Genomic DNA, 19,802 nt, shown 5'->3' on the forward strand with positions numbered 1-19,802 from the left:
ATGTCGCTTCCAACCAGCAGGGGAGGCGGGATGGCACCACCGGTCAAGGTCCGCAGGCTGACGGAGCAGGAGGGACAGAAGCTCCAGCACATCGTTCGGCGGGGCAGTACCAGCTCGGTGCGGTTCCGGCGGGCGACGATGCTGCTGGCCTCGGCCGGCGGCAGCACTGTCCCGGTGATCGCGCGGCTGGTCCAGGCGGACGAGGACACCGTCCGCGACGTGATCCACCGCTTCAACGAGATCGGGCTCGCATGCCTGAACCCTCAGTGGGCGGGAGGCCGTCCCCGCCTGCTGAACCATGACGACGAGGACTTCGTCATCCAGACGGCCACCACCCGCCCGACCATGTTGGGCAAGCCCTTCACCCGCTGGTCGATCCGCAAACTCGCCGACCACCTGCGCCGCAACATCGCCAGGCCCGTCCGCATCGGCCGCGAGGCCCTGCAGTGCTTACTGGCCCGCCGCGGGATCACCTTCCAGCGGACGAAGACCTGGAAGGAATCCCCAGACCCGGCCTTCGACGCCAAGCTCGCCCGGATCGAGTACGCGGTCAACGAGCGGCCGGACCGCACGTTCGCCTTCGATGAGTTCGGACCGCTGGGTATCCGCCCCACCGCCGGCTCCTGCTGGGCCGAACAGAGCCACCCCGACCGACTGCCGGCCACCTACCGCCGCACCCACGGCATCACCTACTTCCACGGTTGCTACTCCGTCGGCGACGACAAGCTGTGGGGGATCAACCGGCGCCGCAAGGGCATCGATCACACCTGGGCCGCCCTGCGAACGATCCGAGCCGCCCGCCCGGACGGCGCCCCGATCTACGTGATCCTCGACAACCTCTCCGCCCACCTGAACTGGAGAATCCGCAGATGGGCGGCGAAGAACAAGGTCGAGTTGTGCTTCACACCCACCTACGCGTCCTGGGCCAACCCCATCGAGGCCCACTTCGGGCCGCTTCGGCAGTTCACCCTGGCCAACTCCCACCATCCGAACCACACCGTCCAGACCCGGGCCCTGCACGCCTACCTGCGCTGGCGGAACAACAACGCCCGCCACCCCGACGTCCTGGCCGCCCAACGACGCGAACGCGCACGCATCCGCAGCGAACGGGGCATCCGCTGGGGCGGCAGACCACTACCGACCGCAGCCTGACACTCCGACCCCAAACCTTCCGAACCCCAGGCTTAGCATCCCTGCCATGAGCGATTCCGGACATGTCCTTGGCTGGCTGCAGGACTGGTATATGGAGCAGTGCGACGGTGACTGGGAGCACGAGTGGGGCGTGAAGATCGACACGCTTGACAACCCAGGCTGGACAGTCCGCATAGATCTAGAGGAAACGGACCTCGAAGAGCACGAATACCCGCGTCAGGATGTCGAACGCACCACGCACGACTGGGTCTCGGCATGGACATCCGACAAGGTTTTCCACGCTGCTTGCGGCCCCGGCAACCTCACCGAGGCCCTCACGATGTTCCGCTCCTGGGCGACCGAGAAGACCCCGCGCAGGACAGCGGGAGACCCTCAACCCGGTAAACCTTCCCGGTCAGAGCACTAGGGCCTGTTGCGAAAGTGGATCTTGTTCGTTGATGATCACTCGTTGTGGGACGTGGGGATCTGACGAACGACCAGTGGGCCCGGCTTGAGCCGCTGCTGCCACAGGGCATCAAGCCGGGCAGGCCGCAGGTATGGACGCGGCGGCAGTTGATGGATGGCATTCGGTGGCGGACCCGGACGGGCGCCCCGTGGCGGGATGTGCCGGAACGGTATGGGCCGTGGGACCGGATCTACGACCTGTTCCGGCGTTGGCAGCGGGACGGGACCTGGGCCAGGATCCTCACCCAGCTTCAGGCCGAGGCGGATGCGAAGGGCCTGATCACCTGGAAGGTGAACGTCGACTCGACCGTCTGCCGGGCCCACCAGCAAGCCGCCGGAGCGGTGAAAAGGGGGATCTCCAGAAGGAGCCGCCCGGCGGAGTCTGTGCCGAGCCGGCCGACCACGGCCTTGGACGTTCCCGGGGCGGCCTGACCAGCAAGATCCACCTTGCCGTCGAGCAGGGGCAGAAGCCCTTGTCGGTAGTGATCACGGCCGGGCAGCGGGGTGACTCTCCGCAGTTCGAGCCAGTCCTGGAAGCGATCCGGGTGCCCCGGCTCGGGCTCGGCAGGCCGCGCAAGCGGCCGGATCGGGTGCGGGCAGACAAGGCGTACGACTCCCGCAGTAACCGTTCCTACCTGCGTAGACGCGGGATTAAGGCCACCATCCCGGTCCCGGTGGACCGGGTCCGCAACCGCCTGGGTCGCGGATCGCGCGGAGGTCGGCCGCCAAAGTTCGACAAGGACGACTACAAGCAGCGGCACGCTGTGGAGTGCGGGATCAACCGGCTCAAGCGCCACCGGGCTGTCGCCACTCGTTACGACAAACTTGCCGTCCGCTTCGAAGCGACCGTGCTGGTCGCAGCCATCAACGAATGGCTGTGACCAGCACTTTCACACGGCCCCTAATCGTACGGCGGGCCGATGACCGCCTGGCCGATCTGCCCGGCCAGCCAGGCGGCGTAGCTCTGTGAGTCCCCGTTCTTGTGGACGTCGACGCATACAGTGTGGGTCCCGATTTGTCGGGTGGTTCCTGCGTCGTCGCAGTTGAAGACGAGGGTGACCCCGTCGTGATTGACCCGCCCGTCGTACCCGTGCTCTGGCACCGCCGGCCAGATCACCTGGTCCCAGTGGATTGAGGCGTATCTCGCACCAACCAACGCGGTGAAGGCGTCCTCGAGGCTGCCGACCGGCTGGTCCAGCATCGACGCCCAGAGCGGGAGCAGGGGAACGAGGCCATCCGCATCCTCAGAAAGCTCGGCCGCGTGCCAGTCGCACCGCAAGCCTGCCTGCGCATCAAACTCCCTCGCCCAGAGCTCTTCGTTCTCCGTGCGGAACCAGGCGTCCGGCAGCACCTGACGCAGTTCCAACACCTCCGCGACCGTGCAGAGCTCCACGTCCACCGATACCTGGGCATAGCCCCGATCGCCCAGCGCGAGGAGCCGGCGCCCCGTGGCGAGGGCCGCTGCCGGGTCGGACGTGCGGAAGACGGGATAGGAGACGCCGTTGGACATGTGAGCACCCTGTCACACGTCGATGTTGGCCAGCATTTGCGTTTCGAATGCCTGTGACCAGCACTTTCACAACAGGGCCTAAGGGCTGTCCCGTAAACGATCTTCAGAGGGCGACGCGCGGTCCAGCACGCGGCCTTGCTGGGCCCTCTGCTCGTGTCCTGCCCCGCTTCAGGCCCGTGCGGGGAAGTCAGGATGGTCGGCGTAAGGCGAGGCAAGGTCACGTAGGTCGTGGCACGGCCAGGGGTCGCGGGCGTGACGGGCCAGGATGCGCCGCTTGGCTTCGACCTCGCGTAGGACGCGGGCCGGGTCGTGCAGTGCCACATGCAGAGCAATCGTGGGGTGGAATCCGGAGAGGTCAACCTGGCAGAAGTCGACCGTGTGTCCGTGGGCAGACCATTCCCCGCATCCGTCGCCGTCGCAGCGTCGTGCCAAGTCGGCCTCCTCGTCGAGCCGCGCCTTGAGAAACTTCACCAGCTTTTCAGTCATGGGAGCATTCTCGACGTTGTGTCGGCACCATGAAACGATCTTGTGGTGTCTGGTGTGATCACGGCGTCGGAGTCGTCCTGGATAACCCCGTTCACGGGGCTGAGCCCACGTGTCTTCGGCAAGTTGGTGACTGAACTGCGCCGCGAGGGTGCGGATCCGGTGCGCAAGGGCCGCCCGTGGTCCCTTCCGCTGGAAGACCGGGTGCTGCTTGTCGCGGCGTACTGGCGCACGAACCTCACGTTGCGCCAGCTTGCCCCGCTCTTCGGGATCTCGAAGTCCGCGGCCGACCGCATCATCGATGACCTCGGCCCGTCGCTCGCGCTGCAGCCCCGCAAGCGATTCCGCAAGGACACCGTGCTCATCGTGGACGGCACTCTGGTGCCCACCCGCGATCACACCATCGCCGAGCAGTCCAAGAACTACCGGTACTCCACCAACCACCAGGTTGTCATCGACGCTGACACCCGGCTCGTCGTGCTGGTCGGCCGGCCGCTGCCCGGCAACCGCAACGACTGCAAGGCGTGGGAGGAGTCCGGTGCGAAGGCCGCCGTCGGCACGACCACGACGATCGCCGACGGCGGCTATCCAGGCACCGGGCTCGTCATGCCCCACCGCCGCCGCAAAGGCGAAGAGCTGCCCGACTGGAAACAGGCCCACAACAAATCCCACAAACAGGTCCGAGCCCGCGTCGAGCACGTCTTCGCACGCATGAAGACCTGGAAGATCCTCCGCGACTGCCGCCTCAAGGGTGACGGCGTCCACCACGCCATGCTCGGAATCGCCCGACTCCACAACCTCAACCTCGCCGGATAGACGGGCAGTCGGGTTGGTCACCGACCACGTCCACACGGCTCAGAGATCATTTACGGGACAGGACTTAGCCTGACCTGTGGAAAGGCCGCCTGTCTGCTGCGGCTTCGGTGGCACCCCAGCAGGACTCGAACCTGTGGCCAAGCGCTTAGCGGGAGGTGAATGGGATCGGCCTCCTGCCGATCGCGTGTACCTGCCCTGTGCTGCCCTTCCTGTTGTCGGGGCGTTTCTTGAAGTTCATGAAGAATCTCGCTTCCTTTCATGAAGGTGATTCAAGTCATATGCCGCATTGAGAGGTGTGACTGTTTTGGTGTGAATGCTGTTTCGTGATGTCCCTGCAGTTCCTGACTTGGCTCTCTTTGATGAGCGTTGACGATCACTTGGTGATCGCTAAGGGTGCCAAGAGGGGGCGGGATGCATCGATGGGAGCGCAGGCGCTTACGCCTGCGAGGACGACGGAGAAATGCGTGGTGCGCGACGGCCGTCCTGGCTGTCGCGTCGTTGTCGGCGGGCGTCGTGGCCGTGCCGGCCGCGGCGGTGGACCGGGGGGTGTCTATCGGCGGCGTGGAGATGACCGCGCCGCCGGACACGCCGCCGGTGACGGAAGAGGCAGCGCTGGCTCAGGCGCGCCGTACCGGCGAGAAGGTGGAGGTGCTCGCCCTCCGCGGCGAGAGCCGTGAGGTCTTCGCTACTCCTGCGGGAACGTTGGAAGCGCGCGAGCACCTGCGGCCCGTGCGGACCCGGGTCGACGGCCAGTGGCAGGACATCGACACGACACTGGCGACGACGGATGCCGGAGTGGTGTCCCCAAGGACCGCGGCGGTGGGGCTGGAGTTCTCCGCTGGTGGCGAAGGGCCCCTCGTCCGCTTGGAGCGGACCGGACGGACACTCGAACTCTCCTGGCCCGGGCAGGTGCCGGCCCCGGAACTGAGTGGGGACACCGCTACCTATGTGAACCTGCTGCCGGACGTAGATCTCCGGCTGGCGGCGCGACCGGAAGGGTTCACCCAGCTCCTGGTCGTTAAATCGGCCCAAGGAGCGAAGAACCCGGCGCTTGCGACCCTGCGGATGGGGCTCGCCGCTGAAGGAATGGCGGTGCGGGAGACCGAGCAGGGCGGACTGCAGGCCACCGACACGGGATCGGGCGGCACGGTCTTCGAGGCAGCCACGCCCATGATGTGGGACTCCAGCGACGGCCCGGCCCAGCTGCCCGTCACCAGCGCTCCGGCGCAGCGGACCACCGTGGCCGATGAGCCGGGGGCCGGGACTCAACAGAGCACAGACCCCGAACCGGGCGCCGCTGAGTCCGGCCGCCTGGCCCCGCTGGATGTGGAACTCACGGACGGAGGCAACGAACTGCTCCTCACTCCGGACCCCGAGGTCCTTGCCGGGGCCGACACGGAGTATCCGGTCTACATCGATCCGCAGTGGTACTCGCCGAAGGCGACCGCGTGGACGATGGCCTCGAAGTACTGGGCCTCCTCGCCCCAGTGGAAGTTCAACGGCGAACCCGACGCCGGCTTGGGTTACTGCGGCTGGGCCTACTGCATGCCGCACGACACTAAGCGTCTCTTCTACCAGTTGCCGACCACGACCTACGCGGGCAAGACGGTGCTTTCCGCGGAGTTCGTCGTGCGCAACACATGGTCGGCGTCCTGCTCGCCGCGGACCGTCGAACTATGGAAGACAAAGGGTATTTCCTCGTCCACGACGTGGAATTCCCAGGACAACGACGAATTCTGGATCGACCGACTGGCCAACCCGTCCTTTGCCTACGGATACGAGGGCTGCGGGGACCGGGACGCAGAATTCGACGTGAAAGCTGCGGTACAGCAGGCCGCGAACAACAGTGCGTCGACCATAACCTTCGGCCTGCGGGCGGCGAGCGAGACCGATCCCTACGCCTGGAAGAGATTCTCCGACGACGCCTACCTCCGGGTGCAGTACAACCGGCCTCCCGGGCAGATCAAGACCTCCCAGCTGACCCAGGATCCCGGCGGCGCCTGCGGTTCCCCCAGCAACCCCAAGAGAGTCCGCTCCGTACCGAAACTGACCGTGAACGGGGTCACCGACCCCGACAAGGACTCGGTGTCCGTCCAGTTCAACGCGGCCTGGGACTCCGGTGACGGCAAGGGATTCGTGACCCGCTGGACCTCGACAAGGACCACCGCCAAGGCATCGGGTTCCTCGTTCACCGTCGCCATGCCTTCGACGATCCCCCAGAACAGGACCATCGGCTGGTCCGCCCGATCCTGGGACGGCGCACAGTGGTCGCCATGGTCTTCGGCCGGATCAGCGACAACCTGCTCCATGGTGTACGACGCCACTGTCCCTAGCGGACCGGTGATCTCGTCGCCCCACTACCCGCAATCGAACCCGGAGGACCCGAACGACCCCTGGGTGGACGGCGTCGGACGCTACGGCTCCTTCAGCATGGACTCGGGCTCCGGGGACGTCGTGAAGTACTGGTACGGCATCAACGGCGACCCCTCGGCCAAGCTGAGCGTGACCACGTCCGGTGGTGCCGCGAGGACCGTCAAGACCATGCCGACCAAACCCGGCGTCAACTTCCTCACCGCCCAGGCCTTCGACGCCGCCGGCAACGGCAGCGAGATCCGCACCTTCCAGTTCCGGGTACGCTCCGGCCAGCCCGACCGGCTGTCCTGGCCCCTCGACGAGTCGAACGGAGCCGCCAAGGCCACAGGGCGGGGCGGAGACTGGCCCGCCACGCTGTACGGCGGGGCAGGCACCGGCGCGCCGGGAGCCTCCGGTACCGCCCTGGAGCTGGACGGAACCGACGACTACGCGGCCAGCGACGCCCCCGTGCTGAACACAGCGAAGAGCTTCTCCGTGTCCGTGTGGGCAAAACCGACCTCGGTGCGCCCGGAGTTCGGATCGGTCGCCGTGGCCCAGACAGGCCTCAACCGCTCCGCCTTCGAACTCTACTTCTCGCCGTCCCGTCACGGATGGGTCTTCGTCCGGCATGAGACGGACACGCCGCATCCCGCCGCGGCCCAAGCCATGCAACCCGCCTGCGCCGCGACCGACACGCAGTGCGCTGCGTCCCGCCTGAACAGGTGGACCCACGTGACAGGTGTCTTCGAGAACACACCCAAAATCATGAGGCTCTACGTCGACGGCAAGCTGGTGGGTACAGCCCCGTTCGACGGCCCCTGGGACGCGCGAGGCCGCACCATGATCGGTGCCACATCCGTCGGCGATGCCCTCAACAGCTTCTTCACGGGCAGCCTCGACGACGTCCAGCTCTTCGACTATCCGCTGAGCGATTCCCAGGTCGGCCGGCTGGCCACCAAACAGCCCGTGGACACCGGCCGCCCGGCCAAGCTGGTCTGGCCCATGGATGAGGCACCCCAGGCCTCAGAAGTCATCGGCACGGCCCAGCAGGTCGACGCCGAGCTCCGGGGCGGGGCGACCGCCGGAGCGCTGGGAATCGCGGGCCGCGCCCTGAAACTGGACGGCGCTGACGACTACGCCACCAGCGGCCGGCCGGTTCTCGACACCTTCCAGAGCTTTGCAGTCTCCGCCTGGGTCAAGTTGCCCAAGGACAAGGAGAACCGCACCATGGTCGCCGTCGCCCAGAGCGGCCAGACAGGACGCGGATTCGAGCTCTACCACTCCTCGGCCTGGGGCGGCTGGGTCTTCAGCCGCCACCACGGCGACCAGCCGGGCGCCGCGGTCACCAGGGCCACCCAGTCGGACTGTCCCAACACCGCCAACTGCATCGGCTCCTGGACCCATCTCGTCGCCGTAAACGACTACGACACCTCCGAGATACGGCTGTACATCAACGGAGCTCTAGCGGACACCCAGCCCTTCACCACGCCCTGGGCGGCTACAGGCCCGGTGACCCTGGGGGCCCTCCCCGCGTCGACCGGAACCCTCAACCACCTGAAGGGCGAGGTCGACGCCGTCCGGCTCTACGACCGGGCCGTATCGGGCGATGAGGTCCGCCAGCTCTTCAAACAGAACCCGACGGTCACCGGCCGATGGAAGTTCAGGGCGGACGAGGGGACCAATGCGTCCACCCCGAACGACGTCGTGTCCGCCAACCCCCTCGGCCTGAAAAACGGAGCGAAGACCACGGGCGGCTGGGTGGACGGCGGGCTGACACTCGACGGAGTCGACGACCACGCGATCTCGTCTGCCACCCCAGTGGACACCAGCTTCGGCTTCAGCGTGACGGGCTGGTTCCAGGCGTCTGCCGCCCCAAGCGCACCAACGACGGTACTCAGCGTGCCCGGCAGCCGAAGGGACGCGTTCACGGTCCGCTACCTACCCGACCCCGGCGGAGCCGGCCCCGGCAGCTGGCGGATCATCACTGCAACCTCGGACGGAACCACCGCCGAGCAGACCACCGTCGCCAACCGGCAGTTCTTCACACCCACAGAGTGGACCCACCTGGCCCTCGTCTACGACGGATTCGCCCGGCGTCTGTCCCTCTACGTCAACGGTGAACTCGAACAGACCACCTGTGCGGACGACGACGCCGACGGCACACCCGATGACCCGGACTGCGAGGTCAGCGTCTCGTGGGCAGAGAACACCCTCACCTACAAGGCCGTCGAACCGCTGTGGGTCGGTCGGGCCAAGTCGGGAACGGACCGCCCCTGGTCCGGCCTCGTCTCCGACCTGTGGACATTCCAAGGCAGCCTGAGCGACACCCAGGTCGCATTCCTCGCACTAGGACAGCCGGACATGCCCAGCACCGTCCCCCTGGGCTGAACGACGGGCCCGCCGGGCGAGCACCCACGCCGCCCGGCGGCCTGTCACCGCTCGCACCGATTCACGTCTTCCCTCCCCATCTCCGCGGCGACACTCCCTGTGCCCGCGGTCGCGAACGAAGGATGAGATGAACGGCAGACCACGCAGGAACGTCCGGCCCTGGTGGCAACGGACCGCCCTGACCACCGCCCTTGTCACGATGGGATCCCTCCTCACGGGCACCGGCGGCGTCGCCATAGCCCTCGACGACGGCCGGGGCCGCCCAGAGCTCCCCGCAGCAGAACGGGCCCATCCCGGCACCGCGGCCCCGGTAAAGCCCCGCCCGGCGCAGCCGCGCACCCCGAACCGGGCACCTCGCGCCGCCTGGCCGAAGCCCGGTGCCGCGGTCGTGACCCTGCAGGACGCCGCCGACGACACGGCACGATCCGCACGGCTGACGGCCAGACCACCCGTCAAAGCCGAGGGCCTGCCGCTGACGCTGACCGGGACGGGCACCGAGATCACCGCCCGAGTCGTTGACCGCACTCAGGCCCTGGCGGCCGGAGTGGACGGCCTGGTCGTCACCCTCAGACGCAACAACCCCGCTGCGGGCACAGCCGCACAGCCGGTCGGGACCCAGATCGACTACGCGGGATTCGCCGACGCCTACGGCGGCGGATACGCCTCCCGCCTCACCCTCGTCGAACTTCCCGCCTGCGCGCTCACCACGCCGACAAAGACCGAATGCCGCACCCAGAAGCCCGTCGAGACCGTCAACGACACCGAGACGGCCACCCTCACCGCCCCGACGGTACGCGTCGGATCCGCCCAGGCGACGGTCCTGGCCGCTGTTGCCGACGACAAGGCCGTGAGCGGCAGTTACCAGGCGACCAGCCTCACACCCTCCGCGACCTGGCAGACCAACCTCAACACCGGCGACTTCAGCTGGTCCTACCCCATAGCCCTGCCCGAGGTACCCGGCGGCCTGAAGCCGGCCCTCGGACTCGGCTACTCCTCCGCCTCCATCGACGGCCGTACGACCGAGACCAACAACCAGTCCTCCTGGGCCGGCGCCGGCTTCGACCTGTGGCCCGGCTACATCGAACGCCGCTACAAACCCTGCGCCGACGACGGCGTCAAGAACGCCGACGGCAAAGAGCCCGGTGACCTCTGCTGGGCGTACGACAACGCGTTCATCAGCTTCAACGGCAAGGGCGGCGAGCTTGTCCCCATCGGTAACGATGAGTTCAAGCTCCGCACCGACGACGGCACGCGGATCAAGCGCCTGACCTCAGCCGACCGCGCCAACGGTGACGACGACAACGAGTACTGGGAACTCACCGACCCCGACGGAGTCCGCTACTACTTCGGCTACCACCGCCTCGACGGCTGGAGCACCGGAAAGCGGACCACCAACTCGACCTGGACCGCGCCCGTCTACGGCGACGACACGAACGAACCATGCCACGCCTCCACCTTCGAGACCTCCTGGTGCGAGCAGGCGTGGCGCTGGAACCTGGACTATGTCATCGACCCGCGAGGCAGCGCCATCGCGTACTACTACACACAGGAGAAGAACTCCTACGGCCGCAACCTCAAGGCCGTTGACGACACCCGCTACACCAGGGGCGGGCACCTCGAGGACATCGAGTACGGACTGCCCTCGGCCACCCCGTACGCGGCCAAGGCTCTCGCCAAGGTCACCTTCACCTCCGGCGAACGGTGTCTGCCCGACTCCCGCACCACCTGCAACTCGATTTCCACCGACGCGGCCTACTGGCACGACACGCCATGGGACCTCAACTGCGACGCGGGCACCGACTGCGACCAAGGCCGCCTCACACCCTCGTTCTGGACGCGCAAGCGCCTCACCGGCATCACCACCCAGGTCCTCAACGGCACCGGCTACACGAACGTCGACTCCTGGAAGCTGAACCATCGCTGGGGCACGGCGGATGTGAACTACCAGCTGCTTCTCGACTCCGTGCAGCACACCGGCCACACCGGTCCCACCACCACTCCGGCCATCACCCTGCCGAGCACCACGTTCGGCTACACGCAGCTGGCCAACCGCCTCGACAGCACTGGAGACGGCTACGCCCCCTTCATCAAGGAGCGCCTGTCCACCATCGTCGACGAGTACGGCGGCCAGACAGACGTGAACTACTCAGCCGCTGCGTGTGACGCAGACGGCCTGCCGACCCCGCAGAGCAACACCACCCGGTGCTTTCCCCAGTACCTCGGCGGAAGTCCCACCGAGGACCCCGAACTCCACTGGTTCAACAAGTACGTGGTCGACGCCGTCACCACCACCGACCGCACCGGCGGCGCACCCGACCAGGTCACCCGCTACACCTACCTCGGCCCCGCGGCCTGGCACTACGACGATGACGACGGACTGACCAAGGAGAAGCACAAGACCTGGGCCCAGTGGCGCGGCTACGGCCAGGTCCGTGTGAAGACCGGTGGCCAGGGCGGCGATGCTGCCATGAAATCGCAGTCCGACTCGTACTTTCTACGGGGAATGGACGGCGACCGGGCTGGCCCTTCCGGAGGCACCAAGAGCGTCACTGTCGCCCTGCCGACGGGCGAAGGCGCAGCGATCACCGACCACGAAGCCTTCGCGGGCACCCTCTACAAGACGGTCGGCTACTCCGGGAACGTCGGCAAGGCCCTCACCAAGTCCGTCAGCAGGCCGTGGCGCCACGAGACCGCCAAGAAGACCCGGTCATGGGGCACCATCACCGCGAACATCACCGGGATAACCCACACGAAGTCGTGGACATCCCTGGACGATGGAGCCGGTGCCGACTGGCGGACCACGTCCGTCACCACCACCTATGACACCGTGGCGGGCCGCGTCACCAAGATCGACGACACAGGTGACGACTCCACACCGGCCGACGACCAGTGCACTGTCACCACGTACGCCACCAACACCGCCAAGAACATCCTCAAGCTGCCCTCCCGCGTCGAGACCGTCGCCAAGGGGTGCGGAGAGCCCGTCGACCGGGCCAAGGACGTCATCTCCGACATCCGAACGGCCTACGACGGCGGTACCTACGGCGCCGCACCGACCAAGGGCGACGTCACGGTGACGGCCCTCCTCAAGTCCCACGACGGCACCACCGCCCGGTACCTCGAGTCCGGTGCGACCTTCGACGGCTACGGCCGGGCACTCACCTCCACGGACCTCACCGCCGACGTCACCGTGACCGGTGCGGGGACTCCCGTCCGCACGCCGCGAACGGACGGCCGAACGACCACCACCAGCCGAACGCCGGCCACCGGATTCGTCACCAAGACCGTGGCCACGACACCGCCGGCCAAAGCCGGAGACGCCACCACGGCCCTCGTCAACACCATCACGCACGACCCGCTCCGCGGCCTGCCACTGACCCAGACCGACGCCAACGGGAAGGTCACCACCTTCACGTACGACGCTCTCGGCCGCTCCTCCAAGATTTGGCTGGCCGACCGCGCGACCACCCTGGCACCCAGCTACGAATTCACCTACCTCATCGAGGAGAACAAGCCGGTCGCTGTCGTCACCAAGGGCATCGGCCCCGGCGGCGGGCAGATAGCCATGTACACGCTCTACGACGGCTACCTGCGCAAGCGCCAGACCCAGGAACCGGGCCCGCAGAGCGGTCGACTCATCACCGACACCTTCTACGACGAGCGCGGCCTGCCCACCAAGAGCTTCGACACGTACTACACCGAAGGCACCCCCGAGCCGAAGGTCTTCCAACCCACCGACGCCCTGTCCGTCGAGACCCAGACACGCACCACCTACGACGGCGTCGGACGCCCGGTCAGCACCGAGCACATCGCGGGCAACGGCGACGGCGGCGCCTCGCTCGGCACCACACAGACCCTGTACGGAGGTGACCGCACCACGGTCATACCGCCCGAGGGCGGCACCGCGACCACCACGCTCACCGACGCCCGCGGCCGCACCACGGAACTCCGGCAGCACCACACAAGATCTGCCACAGCGTCGTACGACACCACCCACTACGCGTACACCCCCCGGGGCGAGCTCGCCACGCTCACCGACGAGGCCGGGAACGAGTGGACGTACACCTACGACCTCCTCGGCCGGCTCACCGCCACCACCGACCCGGACAAGGGCAGTGGCACAAGGCGCTACGACGACCGTGGACAGCTCGTCACCACTACCGACGACGGACCTGTCGACCTGCACCACATCTACGACGGGCTCGGACGCCGCACCGAACTCCGCGAGAACAGCGCCACGGGCACCCTGCGCGCCAAGTGGGTCTACGACACGATCAGCGGCGCCAAGGGACATGCCGCAGAATCCACCCGGTACGTCGGCACCAACGCCTACACCAGCAAGGTCGTCGCCTACGACCGGCTGTACCGTGTGACCCGCTCCTCCGTGACCATCCCCGCCAACGAGGACGACGCCCTCGACGGCACCTACACCTCAACCACCAGCTACAACGGAGACGGCACGCTCAGCGCCGCCGGCCTCCCGGCCGCCGGCAGCCAGCCGGCGATGGCCCTGGCCTTCACCTACGAGGCCCAGACCCTCCGCCCGGTCGCGGTCAGTGGCAGCCAGGGGCTCGCTGCCACCACCAGCTACAGCCTCACCGGCAAGCCGCTCCAGCACGAGCTCTCCCAGAACGCCGGCAAGAAGATCTGGGCGACCAACACCTACGAGTGGGGCACCCAGCGACTGGCCACCGCGCGAGTGGATCGCCAGGACGTGCCGGGCGTCGACCGGCACGACACCTACCGCTACGACCAGTCCGGCAACATCCTCGCAGTGTCGGACGTCTCACGCTCCGGCACCGACAACCAGTGCTTCACCTACGACCACCTGCGCCGTCTCACCAAGGCGTGGACCCAGCCCGTCCCCACCTGCGCCGCAGAGCCCAGCGGCGGGATCGTCGGCGGACCAGCGCCCTACTGGCACTCGTACACGTACGACGTGACCGGCAACCGGACCGGCGAGACCGTGCACGACATCACGGGCAACGCCGCGAAGAACACCGTCCGCACCTACACCTACCCCGACCCCGGCTCGCCCCGCCCCCACGCCGTCACCGCCATCGGTCAGATTGGCCCGGGAGGAACGGCACAAGACACCTACAGCTACAACGCACTCGGCAACACCGAGAGACGTAGCGTCGCCGGCACCACGCAGCGACTCGACTGGGACCCCGAAGGCCGGCTCGCCAAGGTCACCAAGCCCGTCGCGGGCGCAGCGGACGACATCACCGAATACCTGTACGACGCCGATGGTAACCGGCTGATCGCCCGGACCTCCAAGGAGACCACGCTCTACCTCGGCTCCTCCCGCGTCACCCTGCCCAAGGGCGCCACGACAGCCAAGGCCACCCGCATCGCCGACCTCGGCGGAGGCCACCAGGCCGTTATCGAGGACGACGGCTCGGTCTCCTTCACCATCGCCGACCACCTCGGCACCGGAGAACTGTCGATCAAGGCAACGAACCAACAACTCACCCAACGACGCTCACTCCCCTTCGGAGGCGTCCGCGGCACCGCGCCGAGCAACTGGCCCGGAGCGCAGGGCTTCGTCGGGGGCGAGGACGACTCCACGTCCACCGGGCTCCAGCACCTCGGTGCCCGCGAGTACGACCCGGCTCTCGGCCGCTTCGTCTCGGTGGACCCCCTGCTCGCACCCACCGACCCGCAGTCCCTCAACGGCTACGCCTACGCCAACAACAGCCCCCTCACCTTCAGCGACCCCGACGGCCTCAGGTGCATCCACGGGGCGCCCGGCGGCGGGGCGGACGGGATCTGTGCCGGGGTCCCGGGGGACAAGGACGGTGTCGTGAACGGCACGTCGAACAACTGCCCCACGTCGTTCACGAGTTGCAACCAGACGGCTGCGGCCATGGCAGAGGAGGCGAAGAAGTCCGGCACCTACGGACGGAAGCCGATCGTGATCGTGGCCAAGAACGACTCGGTCACCATCCAGGGCGTCTACATCCCGACGCAGGCAGAACTTGCCGAGGTCTTCCCGTACTACTCGGAACGGCTCTCTTACGACCAGAACGTACAGAGCTGGGCGCGCGCTACGCACTGCACCGGCGTCGAGAAGGCTGGCTCGGACTTCTGTCAGGCGTTTGCGAAACTAGGGCAGTTCGGAGCGACCGACAGTCCGGGGCCTCTCGAGCTCCTCGGCGTGGACGACTATGTCGGCTGCTATCAGGGTAAATCCGGTGCTTGCAAGGCAGCAGCCATCGACGCTTCCATATCCGTCGGCACCGGAATGCTTGGCAAGGGCGTGAAGGTCGTCGGCAAGGCGATCAAGGCTGGCCTGAAGAAGGGAGACGCGACCCCCATCCGTTGCCTCGTCTCTCAGGCGAGACACAGCTTCACACCAGACACTCAGGTCTTGATGGCCGACGGCACATCGAAGGCCATCGAGTACGTCGAGATCGGCGACCTGATCGTGGTCACCGACCCACACACGGGCCAGACCACCACACGCAAGGTCGTCGCCACGATCGTCACGGAAGACGACAAGCACTTCGTCGACCTCACCCTTTCCATCGGCGGATCCTTCACCGGGGAAGTTCTCACCTCCACGACGACCCATCCCTTCTGGTCACCGTCACAGGACCGCTGGATCGAGGCCGGCGCGCTCACGCCGGGCGCGACCCTTCGCACGGCCGATGGAGGCACAGCCCGTGTCGAGAAGGCGCAGGCTTACGATAAGCGGCAGCGAACATACGACCTCACGGTCAATGAAGTCCACACGTACTATGTAATCGCAGGAATTGCATCGGTACTTGTGCACAATTCCGACTGTCCACCTGCAGGTTCGAGTTCTGCGGGATCGACAGGGCGCACTTCGGCTGGGGGAGTTAACGAGCGGCAAGCCATGGATCTCGCCAGGGAGTATCCAGAGTACGGAAACCGACTCCCCCTGACGATGAACGATCCTCGCTGGCCCGCTGCCGATGGATGGGTGAAGATGGAACAGACGGTAAAGGGTGTCGAAGTCCACTACGTCTACAATACGCGGACAATGCAATCCGACGACTTCAAGTTCAAGGACTGGAGTGATAATTGAAGCTGAAATGCATCGGAACTAGTGGTAGTGATCTCACGGTGGACTTCCTGCGAAAGTCGGGAAACACGCCTCAATCCAGATTCAACGTGACCCTCGGTCAGGAATACCTGGCTAATGCCATGGCTCTCTGGACCTATGGGCTCGGCGTGCTGATCGTCGACGACACTGGTAGGCCGAACTGGAAACCGATCGGTCTGTTCGATGTGACCGATCGTAAACTCCCCGATGATTGGGAGTTTACGGCCGTGAGAGATCGGGATCCGCTGGTTGCTCTTTGGGGGTATCCAGCCCTCATTCGCGATCCGAACCACCACGACGATCTGATTGAAAGGAAGTCCTCGGCGCTGGAGGTGTTCCTTCGCGAGGCACCCAGCCCCGGAGGCGACTCCCACTAGCCCCGATCTCTCGTGACGGCCCGTCGGTACTTTCGGCGGGCCGTCACGGTTGCTCGGCGGGGGCCAGGCTGCTGGCTGAGGTTGATCCCGGGGAGTGGACACCGGGTTTCATGCGGCGAGTGACAGCGTACGTGACGTGATCAGTTGTTGTTCGAACTCGGCTGGTGTGAGGTATCCGAGAGCGGAATGCCGACGGCGCCTGTTGTAGTACGACAGCCAGCGGAACACCTCAAGCCGTGTCTGCGCCTTCGAGGTCCAGCGTCTTCCGTGAAGCAGTTCTCGTTTGAGGCCCTGGAAGAACGACTCGGCCAGGGCATTGTCGTAGCTCGAGCCGATCCGGCCCATGCTGCGGCGGATGCCGTGCCGGCGGCAGACGTCGGCGAAGGCGGCCGCGTTGTACTGGGCACCCCTGTCGGTGTGGAAGACGACGCCGTCCACCCGGCCGCAGCGGGCGGCCACGGCCATCTCGATCGCGTCGGTGACCAGCGAGGTCCGCATGTGATCGGCGATTGACCAGCCCACCACGCGCCTCGAGCAGATGTCGATCACCGTGGCGAGATAGAGCCAGGTCGTGCCGACGGCTATGTAGGTGATGTCGCCGCACCACCTGGTGTTGAGGGTGTCGGCTGTGAAGTCGCGCATCACCAGGTCCGGCACGGGCGGCGCGGCCTTGTCCGCGATCGTCGTCCGCTTCTTCTTCCGCAGGTGCCGGCCGACGATGTGGTTGACCCGCATCAGCCGGGTCACGCGTTTGCGGTTGATCCGCCGTCCTCTCGCCCGCAGCTCGGCATGGACGCGCGGGGCACCATAGGCGCCATCGTGCTCGGCGTGGATGGCGCGGATCTCGGCCACGGTCCGCTTCTCCTCTGCCTGGCGCTCGGCGCGGGCCTGCCCGGTGGCCAGATGGCGGTAGAAGCCGGCGCGGGAGGCCCCGAGCACCCGGCAGATCCGCTTGACGCCGAAGTCGGCGCGGTTGTCGGAGATGAAGTCCCAGCGGCGAGGGCTCACTTCACCTCCCGAGCGAAATACGCGGCCGCCCGGCGCAGGATCTCGCGCTCGAGGTGCCACTCTTTCTCGGCCTTCAGCAGCCGGGCGTTCTCCGCCCTCAGCCGGGCCAGCTCCTCCGCCTCGCCACCCGTGTCACGGCGTCCGGGCACGGCCTGGGCCTCGTCCTTGCGCACCCACGTCCGCAGCGACTCCGCGGTGATGCCGAGATCCGCGGCCACCGCCGCGTAGGTCCTCTTCCCGGCGGCGGCACGGTAGAGCGCGACCGCGTCCTTCCTGAACTCCTCCGGATACGGAGACCTGCGTCCCACCTGGACATCCCTCCCTGGACCATCAAGATCCATTGTCAGGGTGTCCACTCCAAAGGATCAGCCTCAGTCGCAGCCTCACCCTGTCCCGGGCCATCGGCGGCGACACCATCGAGGTGTTCAACCACGATCTCCGAGAGGTGCCATCGGAGCCAGCCGACGAGACCCTCAAGTCGAAGCACAACGCAAAGTCGCAGAAGAACATCTCCCGCTACCTGCTGACCGTGCTGGGGATCGACGGCCGGCGGATCCTCCAGAGCGGCCGTGGCAACGTGCTGCCGCTAAATTTTCGGGACCTCGCGCGCCTGGCCGTCGTCAACGACACCCGTATGGCAGACCAGCACTCTCCGGTACTCGGCACTCGAAATCCGCTGAATGAGACCAGGGAGAAGTCGGTCTTCAAACTCCTCCTCAGCGGAGAGGAGGAGCCGGAGCGCCCTGCGGCGCCCAGCAATCTGGAGAAGCAGTTCGGCAAGGGGAAGATCGCGGTCATCGACCACCTGATCGATGAGAGCCGAGGGAAGCTCACGATGGAGGCGAACCAGTCGCAACTGCGGGAGCGGCTCGGCCGCCTGCAGGCGGCCCTTGGCGAGGTGACCGCCGCCGCCGTCGAACTTGCTGAAGTCCGCACCAGCCTTCTGCGTGACCGCCGGGGCCTGGAAGAGATTGACCTCGCGGCCCAGCAGCGGGGCGACGAGGTCCAGCAACTGCTTGCGCGATTCGCTCTGCTGAAGGAGCAGTACGAGTCGGACTTGGCCCGGCTCCAGATGGTTGGTGAGGCCGGAACCCTCCTGGGCTATTTCCAGACCGGGACCTGCGTCTTCTGCGGCGCCGAGCCTCAGCACCAGCACCTGGAGCACCACGTCGCCGAGAGCACCCAGCTGGCAGCGTCTGTATCTGCGGAGACCCGAAAAACAACCGACCTGCTCAGCGACCTGCTCCTCATGATCGAAGATCTGGAAGAGCAGGCAGCGGACATAGAGTCGGCCCGCGCCGCCCGAGACGAAGAGCTCGCGCACAACGCTGCGGAGCTCCGCGCACTCGATCAACGGATGCAGCCGGTCGACATGGACGCCACCGAACTGCTGAACGCCCGTTCACGGGTCGAAAGCGAGCTTGCCCTGCACGGTCAGATCGAGCAGCTCGAAGACCTCAAGGCATCGCTGTCCACCGTGGCTCCTGCTCTGCCGGCTGCCCGTCCCGACGGCATTCCTGCCGCCGACATCGCCGACTTCGAGCGCATGATTCATGAGACCTTGGAAGCTTGGCATGTTCCAGGGAACAATCGCGTCCGCTATGACCCGACGGCTGCCGAGCTCTCCGTTGACGGACAGCCGCGAAAGAGCCGCGGCAGGGGTATGCGTTCCATCCTCCACGCCGCCTTCGCAGTATCACTCGCGCGCCGGAACACAGCCCGCGACCTGATCCACCCGGGCTTCGTCGTGCTGGACACGCCGGTCCTCACCTACCGCCGGCCCGAAGACCCGCACGAGGACCGTCCCGAGCTGATGACCGCCGACGTCGCCGAGAACTTCTACCGCGACCTCCTGGAGAACCCGCCGGGCCAAGTCATCGTGATCGAGAACCCGACACCGCCAGCGGGCATCAGGGGGCGTGCCACCGTCCACGCATTTAGCGTGGACGGTTCGGAACGCCAGGGATTCTTCCCGCCCCGAGACAGGCAGTGAGCACCGGCCGCCCACTACGGACAGCCGTGCGTGCCTTGGTCAGCCCAGTCCATGCCGAGCTTCGCGAGGGCGGCGAGCTGGTCAGCGTCCAGCCGGTCCCTCCTCGATTTGGTGTTCGATGCCCACACGCCGAGTTTCACGGTCACTGGCTCCGTCTCGCTGTCGACCTCGATCTGTTCGCTGTGCCCTCTCGGAACGGGCCGGTGG

The 19,802-nt window shown here is 66.7% G+C and carries 11 protein-coding genes and 1 pseudogene; 8 read left to right on the forward strand and 4 right to left on the reverse strand.

Annotated elements, in window-relative coordinates; genetic code table 11:
* Positions 1 to 30: 30 nt before the first annotated feature.
* From OG580_RS35830 to OG580_RS35840, 3 genes are all read left to right on the forward strand, one after another.
* On the forward strand, positions 31 to 1,152 hold the full coding sequence (locus tag OG580_RS35830; protein WP_267047826.1) for an IS630 family transposase: 1,122 nt from the start codon (positions 31 to 33) through the stop codon (positions 1,150 to 1,152).
* A 46-nt stretch (positions 1,153 to 1,198) separates the two neighbouring features.
* On the forward strand, positions 1,199 to 1,558 hold the full coding sequence (locus OG580_RS35835; RefSeq protein WP_267047827.1) for an immunity 53 family protein: 360 nt from the start codon (positions 1,199 to 1,201) through the stop codon (positions 1,556 to 1,558).
* A 44-nt stretch (positions 1,559 to 1,602) separates the two neighbouring features.
* Positions 1,603 to 2,477, forward strand: a protein-coding gene (locus OG580_RS35840; RefSeq protein WP_267047828.1) for an IS5 family transposase whose coding sequence is annotated in 2 segments (ribosomal slippage) — positions 1,603 to 1,938 and positions 1,941 to 2,477 — 873 coding nt in all. Because the reading frame shifts where the segments join, the coding sequence is not laid out codon by codon here.
* Between the two features lie 20 nt (positions 2,478 to 2,497).
* Here the strand turns inward: OG580_RS35840 and OG580_RS35845 are convergent.
* Together OG580_RS35845 and OG580_RS35850 are read right to left on the reverse strand one after the other, a co-directional pair.
* Positions 2,498 to 3,106: a hypothetical protein gene (locus tag OG580_RS35845; RefSeq protein WP_267047829.1), complete on the reverse strand. Its 609-nt coding sequence runs from the start codon at positions 3,104 to 3,106 to the stop codon at positions 2,498 to 2,500.
* 168 nt (positions 3,107 to 3,274) lie between these two features.
* Positions 3,275 to 3,592 carry a DUF6221 family protein gene (locus OG580_RS35850; RefSeq protein WP_267042791.1) on the reverse strand — a complete coding sequence of 106 codons (318 nt, stop codon included), beginning with the start codon at positions 3,590 to 3,592 and terminating at the stop codon, positions 3,275 to 3,277.
* A 45-nt stretch (positions 3,593 to 3,637) separates the two neighbouring features.
* Here OG580_RS35850 and OG580_RS35855 point away from each other — a divergent pair, with 45 nt between their 5' ends.
* The 4 genes from OG580_RS35855 to OG580_RS35870 all read left to right on the forward strand — a co-directional run bounded on the left by OG580_RS35855 (position 3,638) and on the right by OG580_RS35870 (position 16,594).
* Positions 3,638 to 4,405, forward strand: a complete 768-nt coding sequence (locus OG580_RS35855) for a transposase (protein ID WP_267042792.1) — start codon at positions 3,638 to 3,640, stop codon at positions 4,403 to 4,405.
* Between the two features lie 567 nt (positions 4,406 to 4,972).
* Positions 4,973 to 9,145, forward strand: a complete 4,173-nt coding sequence (locus tag OG580_RS35860; RefSeq protein WP_267048240.1) for a LamG-like jellyroll fold domain-containing protein — start codon at positions 4,973 to 4,975, stop codon at positions 9,143 to 9,145.
* Between the two features lie 127 nt (positions 9,146 to 9,272).
* The gene (locus tag OG580_RS35865) at positions 9,273 to 16,199 is read left to right on the forward strand and encodes a polymorphic toxin-type HINT domain-containing protein (RefSeq protein WP_267047830.1); all 6,927 of its coding nucleotides are present in this window, start codon (positions 9,273 to 9,275) and stop codon (positions 16,197 to 16,199) included.
* A 38-nt stretch (positions 16,200 to 16,237) separates the two neighbouring features.
* On the forward strand, positions 16,238 to 16,594 hold the full coding sequence (locus tag OG580_RS35870) for a hypothetical protein (RefSeq protein ID WP_267047831.1): 357 nt from the start codon (positions 16,238 to 16,240) through the stop codon (positions 16,592 to 16,594).
* A 108-nt stretch (positions 16,595 to 16,702) separates the two neighbouring features.
* On the opposite strand, the gene OG580_RS35875 is transcribed toward OG580_RS35870, so the two are convergent.
* A protein-coding gene (locus tag OG580_RS35875) for an IS3 family transposase (protein WP_267047832.1) occupies positions 16,703 to 17,910 on the reverse strand; the annotation gives its coding sequence in 2 pieces (ribosomal slippage) (positions 16,703 to 17,664 and positions 17,664 to 17,910; 1,209 coding nt in all).
* A gap of 113 nt (positions 17,911 to 18,023) precedes the next feature.
* Between OG580_RS35875 and OG580_RS35880 the strand changes: the two genes are divergently transcribed.
* Positions 18,024 to 19,595, forward strand: coding sequence for a hypothetical protein (locus tag OG580_RS35880; RefSeq protein WP_267047833.1), 1,572 nt, complete (start codon positions 18,024 to 18,026; stop codon positions 19,593 to 19,595).
* Positions 19,596 to 19,609: 14 nt separating this feature from the next.
* On the opposite strand, the pseudogene OG580_RS35885 reads toward OG580_RS35880, so the two are convergent.
* Positions 19,610 to 19,802 (reverse strand): annotated as a pseudogene (locus OG580_RS35885) (hypothetical protein); the annotation flags it as partial.

The sequence above is a fragment of the Streptomyces sp. NBC_00094 genome, from assembly GCF_026343125.1.
In the GTDB taxonomy this organism is placed as follows: Bacteria; Actinomycetota; Actinomycetes; order Streptomycetales; family Streptomycetaceae; genus Streptomyces.

Excerpts from the sequence above, each read along its gene's own strand:
- OG580_RS35860 (WP_267048240.1), top strand. The coding sequence starts at position 4,973 with ATGACCGCGCCGCCGGACACGCCGCCGGTGACGGAAGAGGCAGCGCTG.
- OG580_RS35850 (WP_267042791.1), bottom strand. The coding sequence starts at position 3,592 with ATGACTGAAAAGCTGGTGAAGTTTCTCAAGGCGCGGCTCGACGAGGAG.
- OG580_RS35865 (WP_267047830.1), top strand. The coding sequence starts at position 9,273 with ATGAACGGCAGACCACGCAGGAACGTCCGGCCCTGGTGGCAACGGACC.
- OG580_RS35830 (WP_267047826.1), top strand. The coding sequence starts at position 31 with ATGGCACCACCGGTCAAGGTCCGCAGGCTGACGGAGCAGGAGGGACAG.
- OG580_RS35845 (WP_267047829.1), bottom strand. The coding sequence starts at position 3,106 with ATGTCCAACGGCGTCTCCTATCCCGTCTTCCGCACGTCCGACCCGGCA.
- OG580_RS35835 (WP_267047827.1), top strand. The coding sequence starts at position 1,199 with ATGAGCGATTCCGGACATGTCCTTGGCTGGCTGCAGGACTGGTATATG.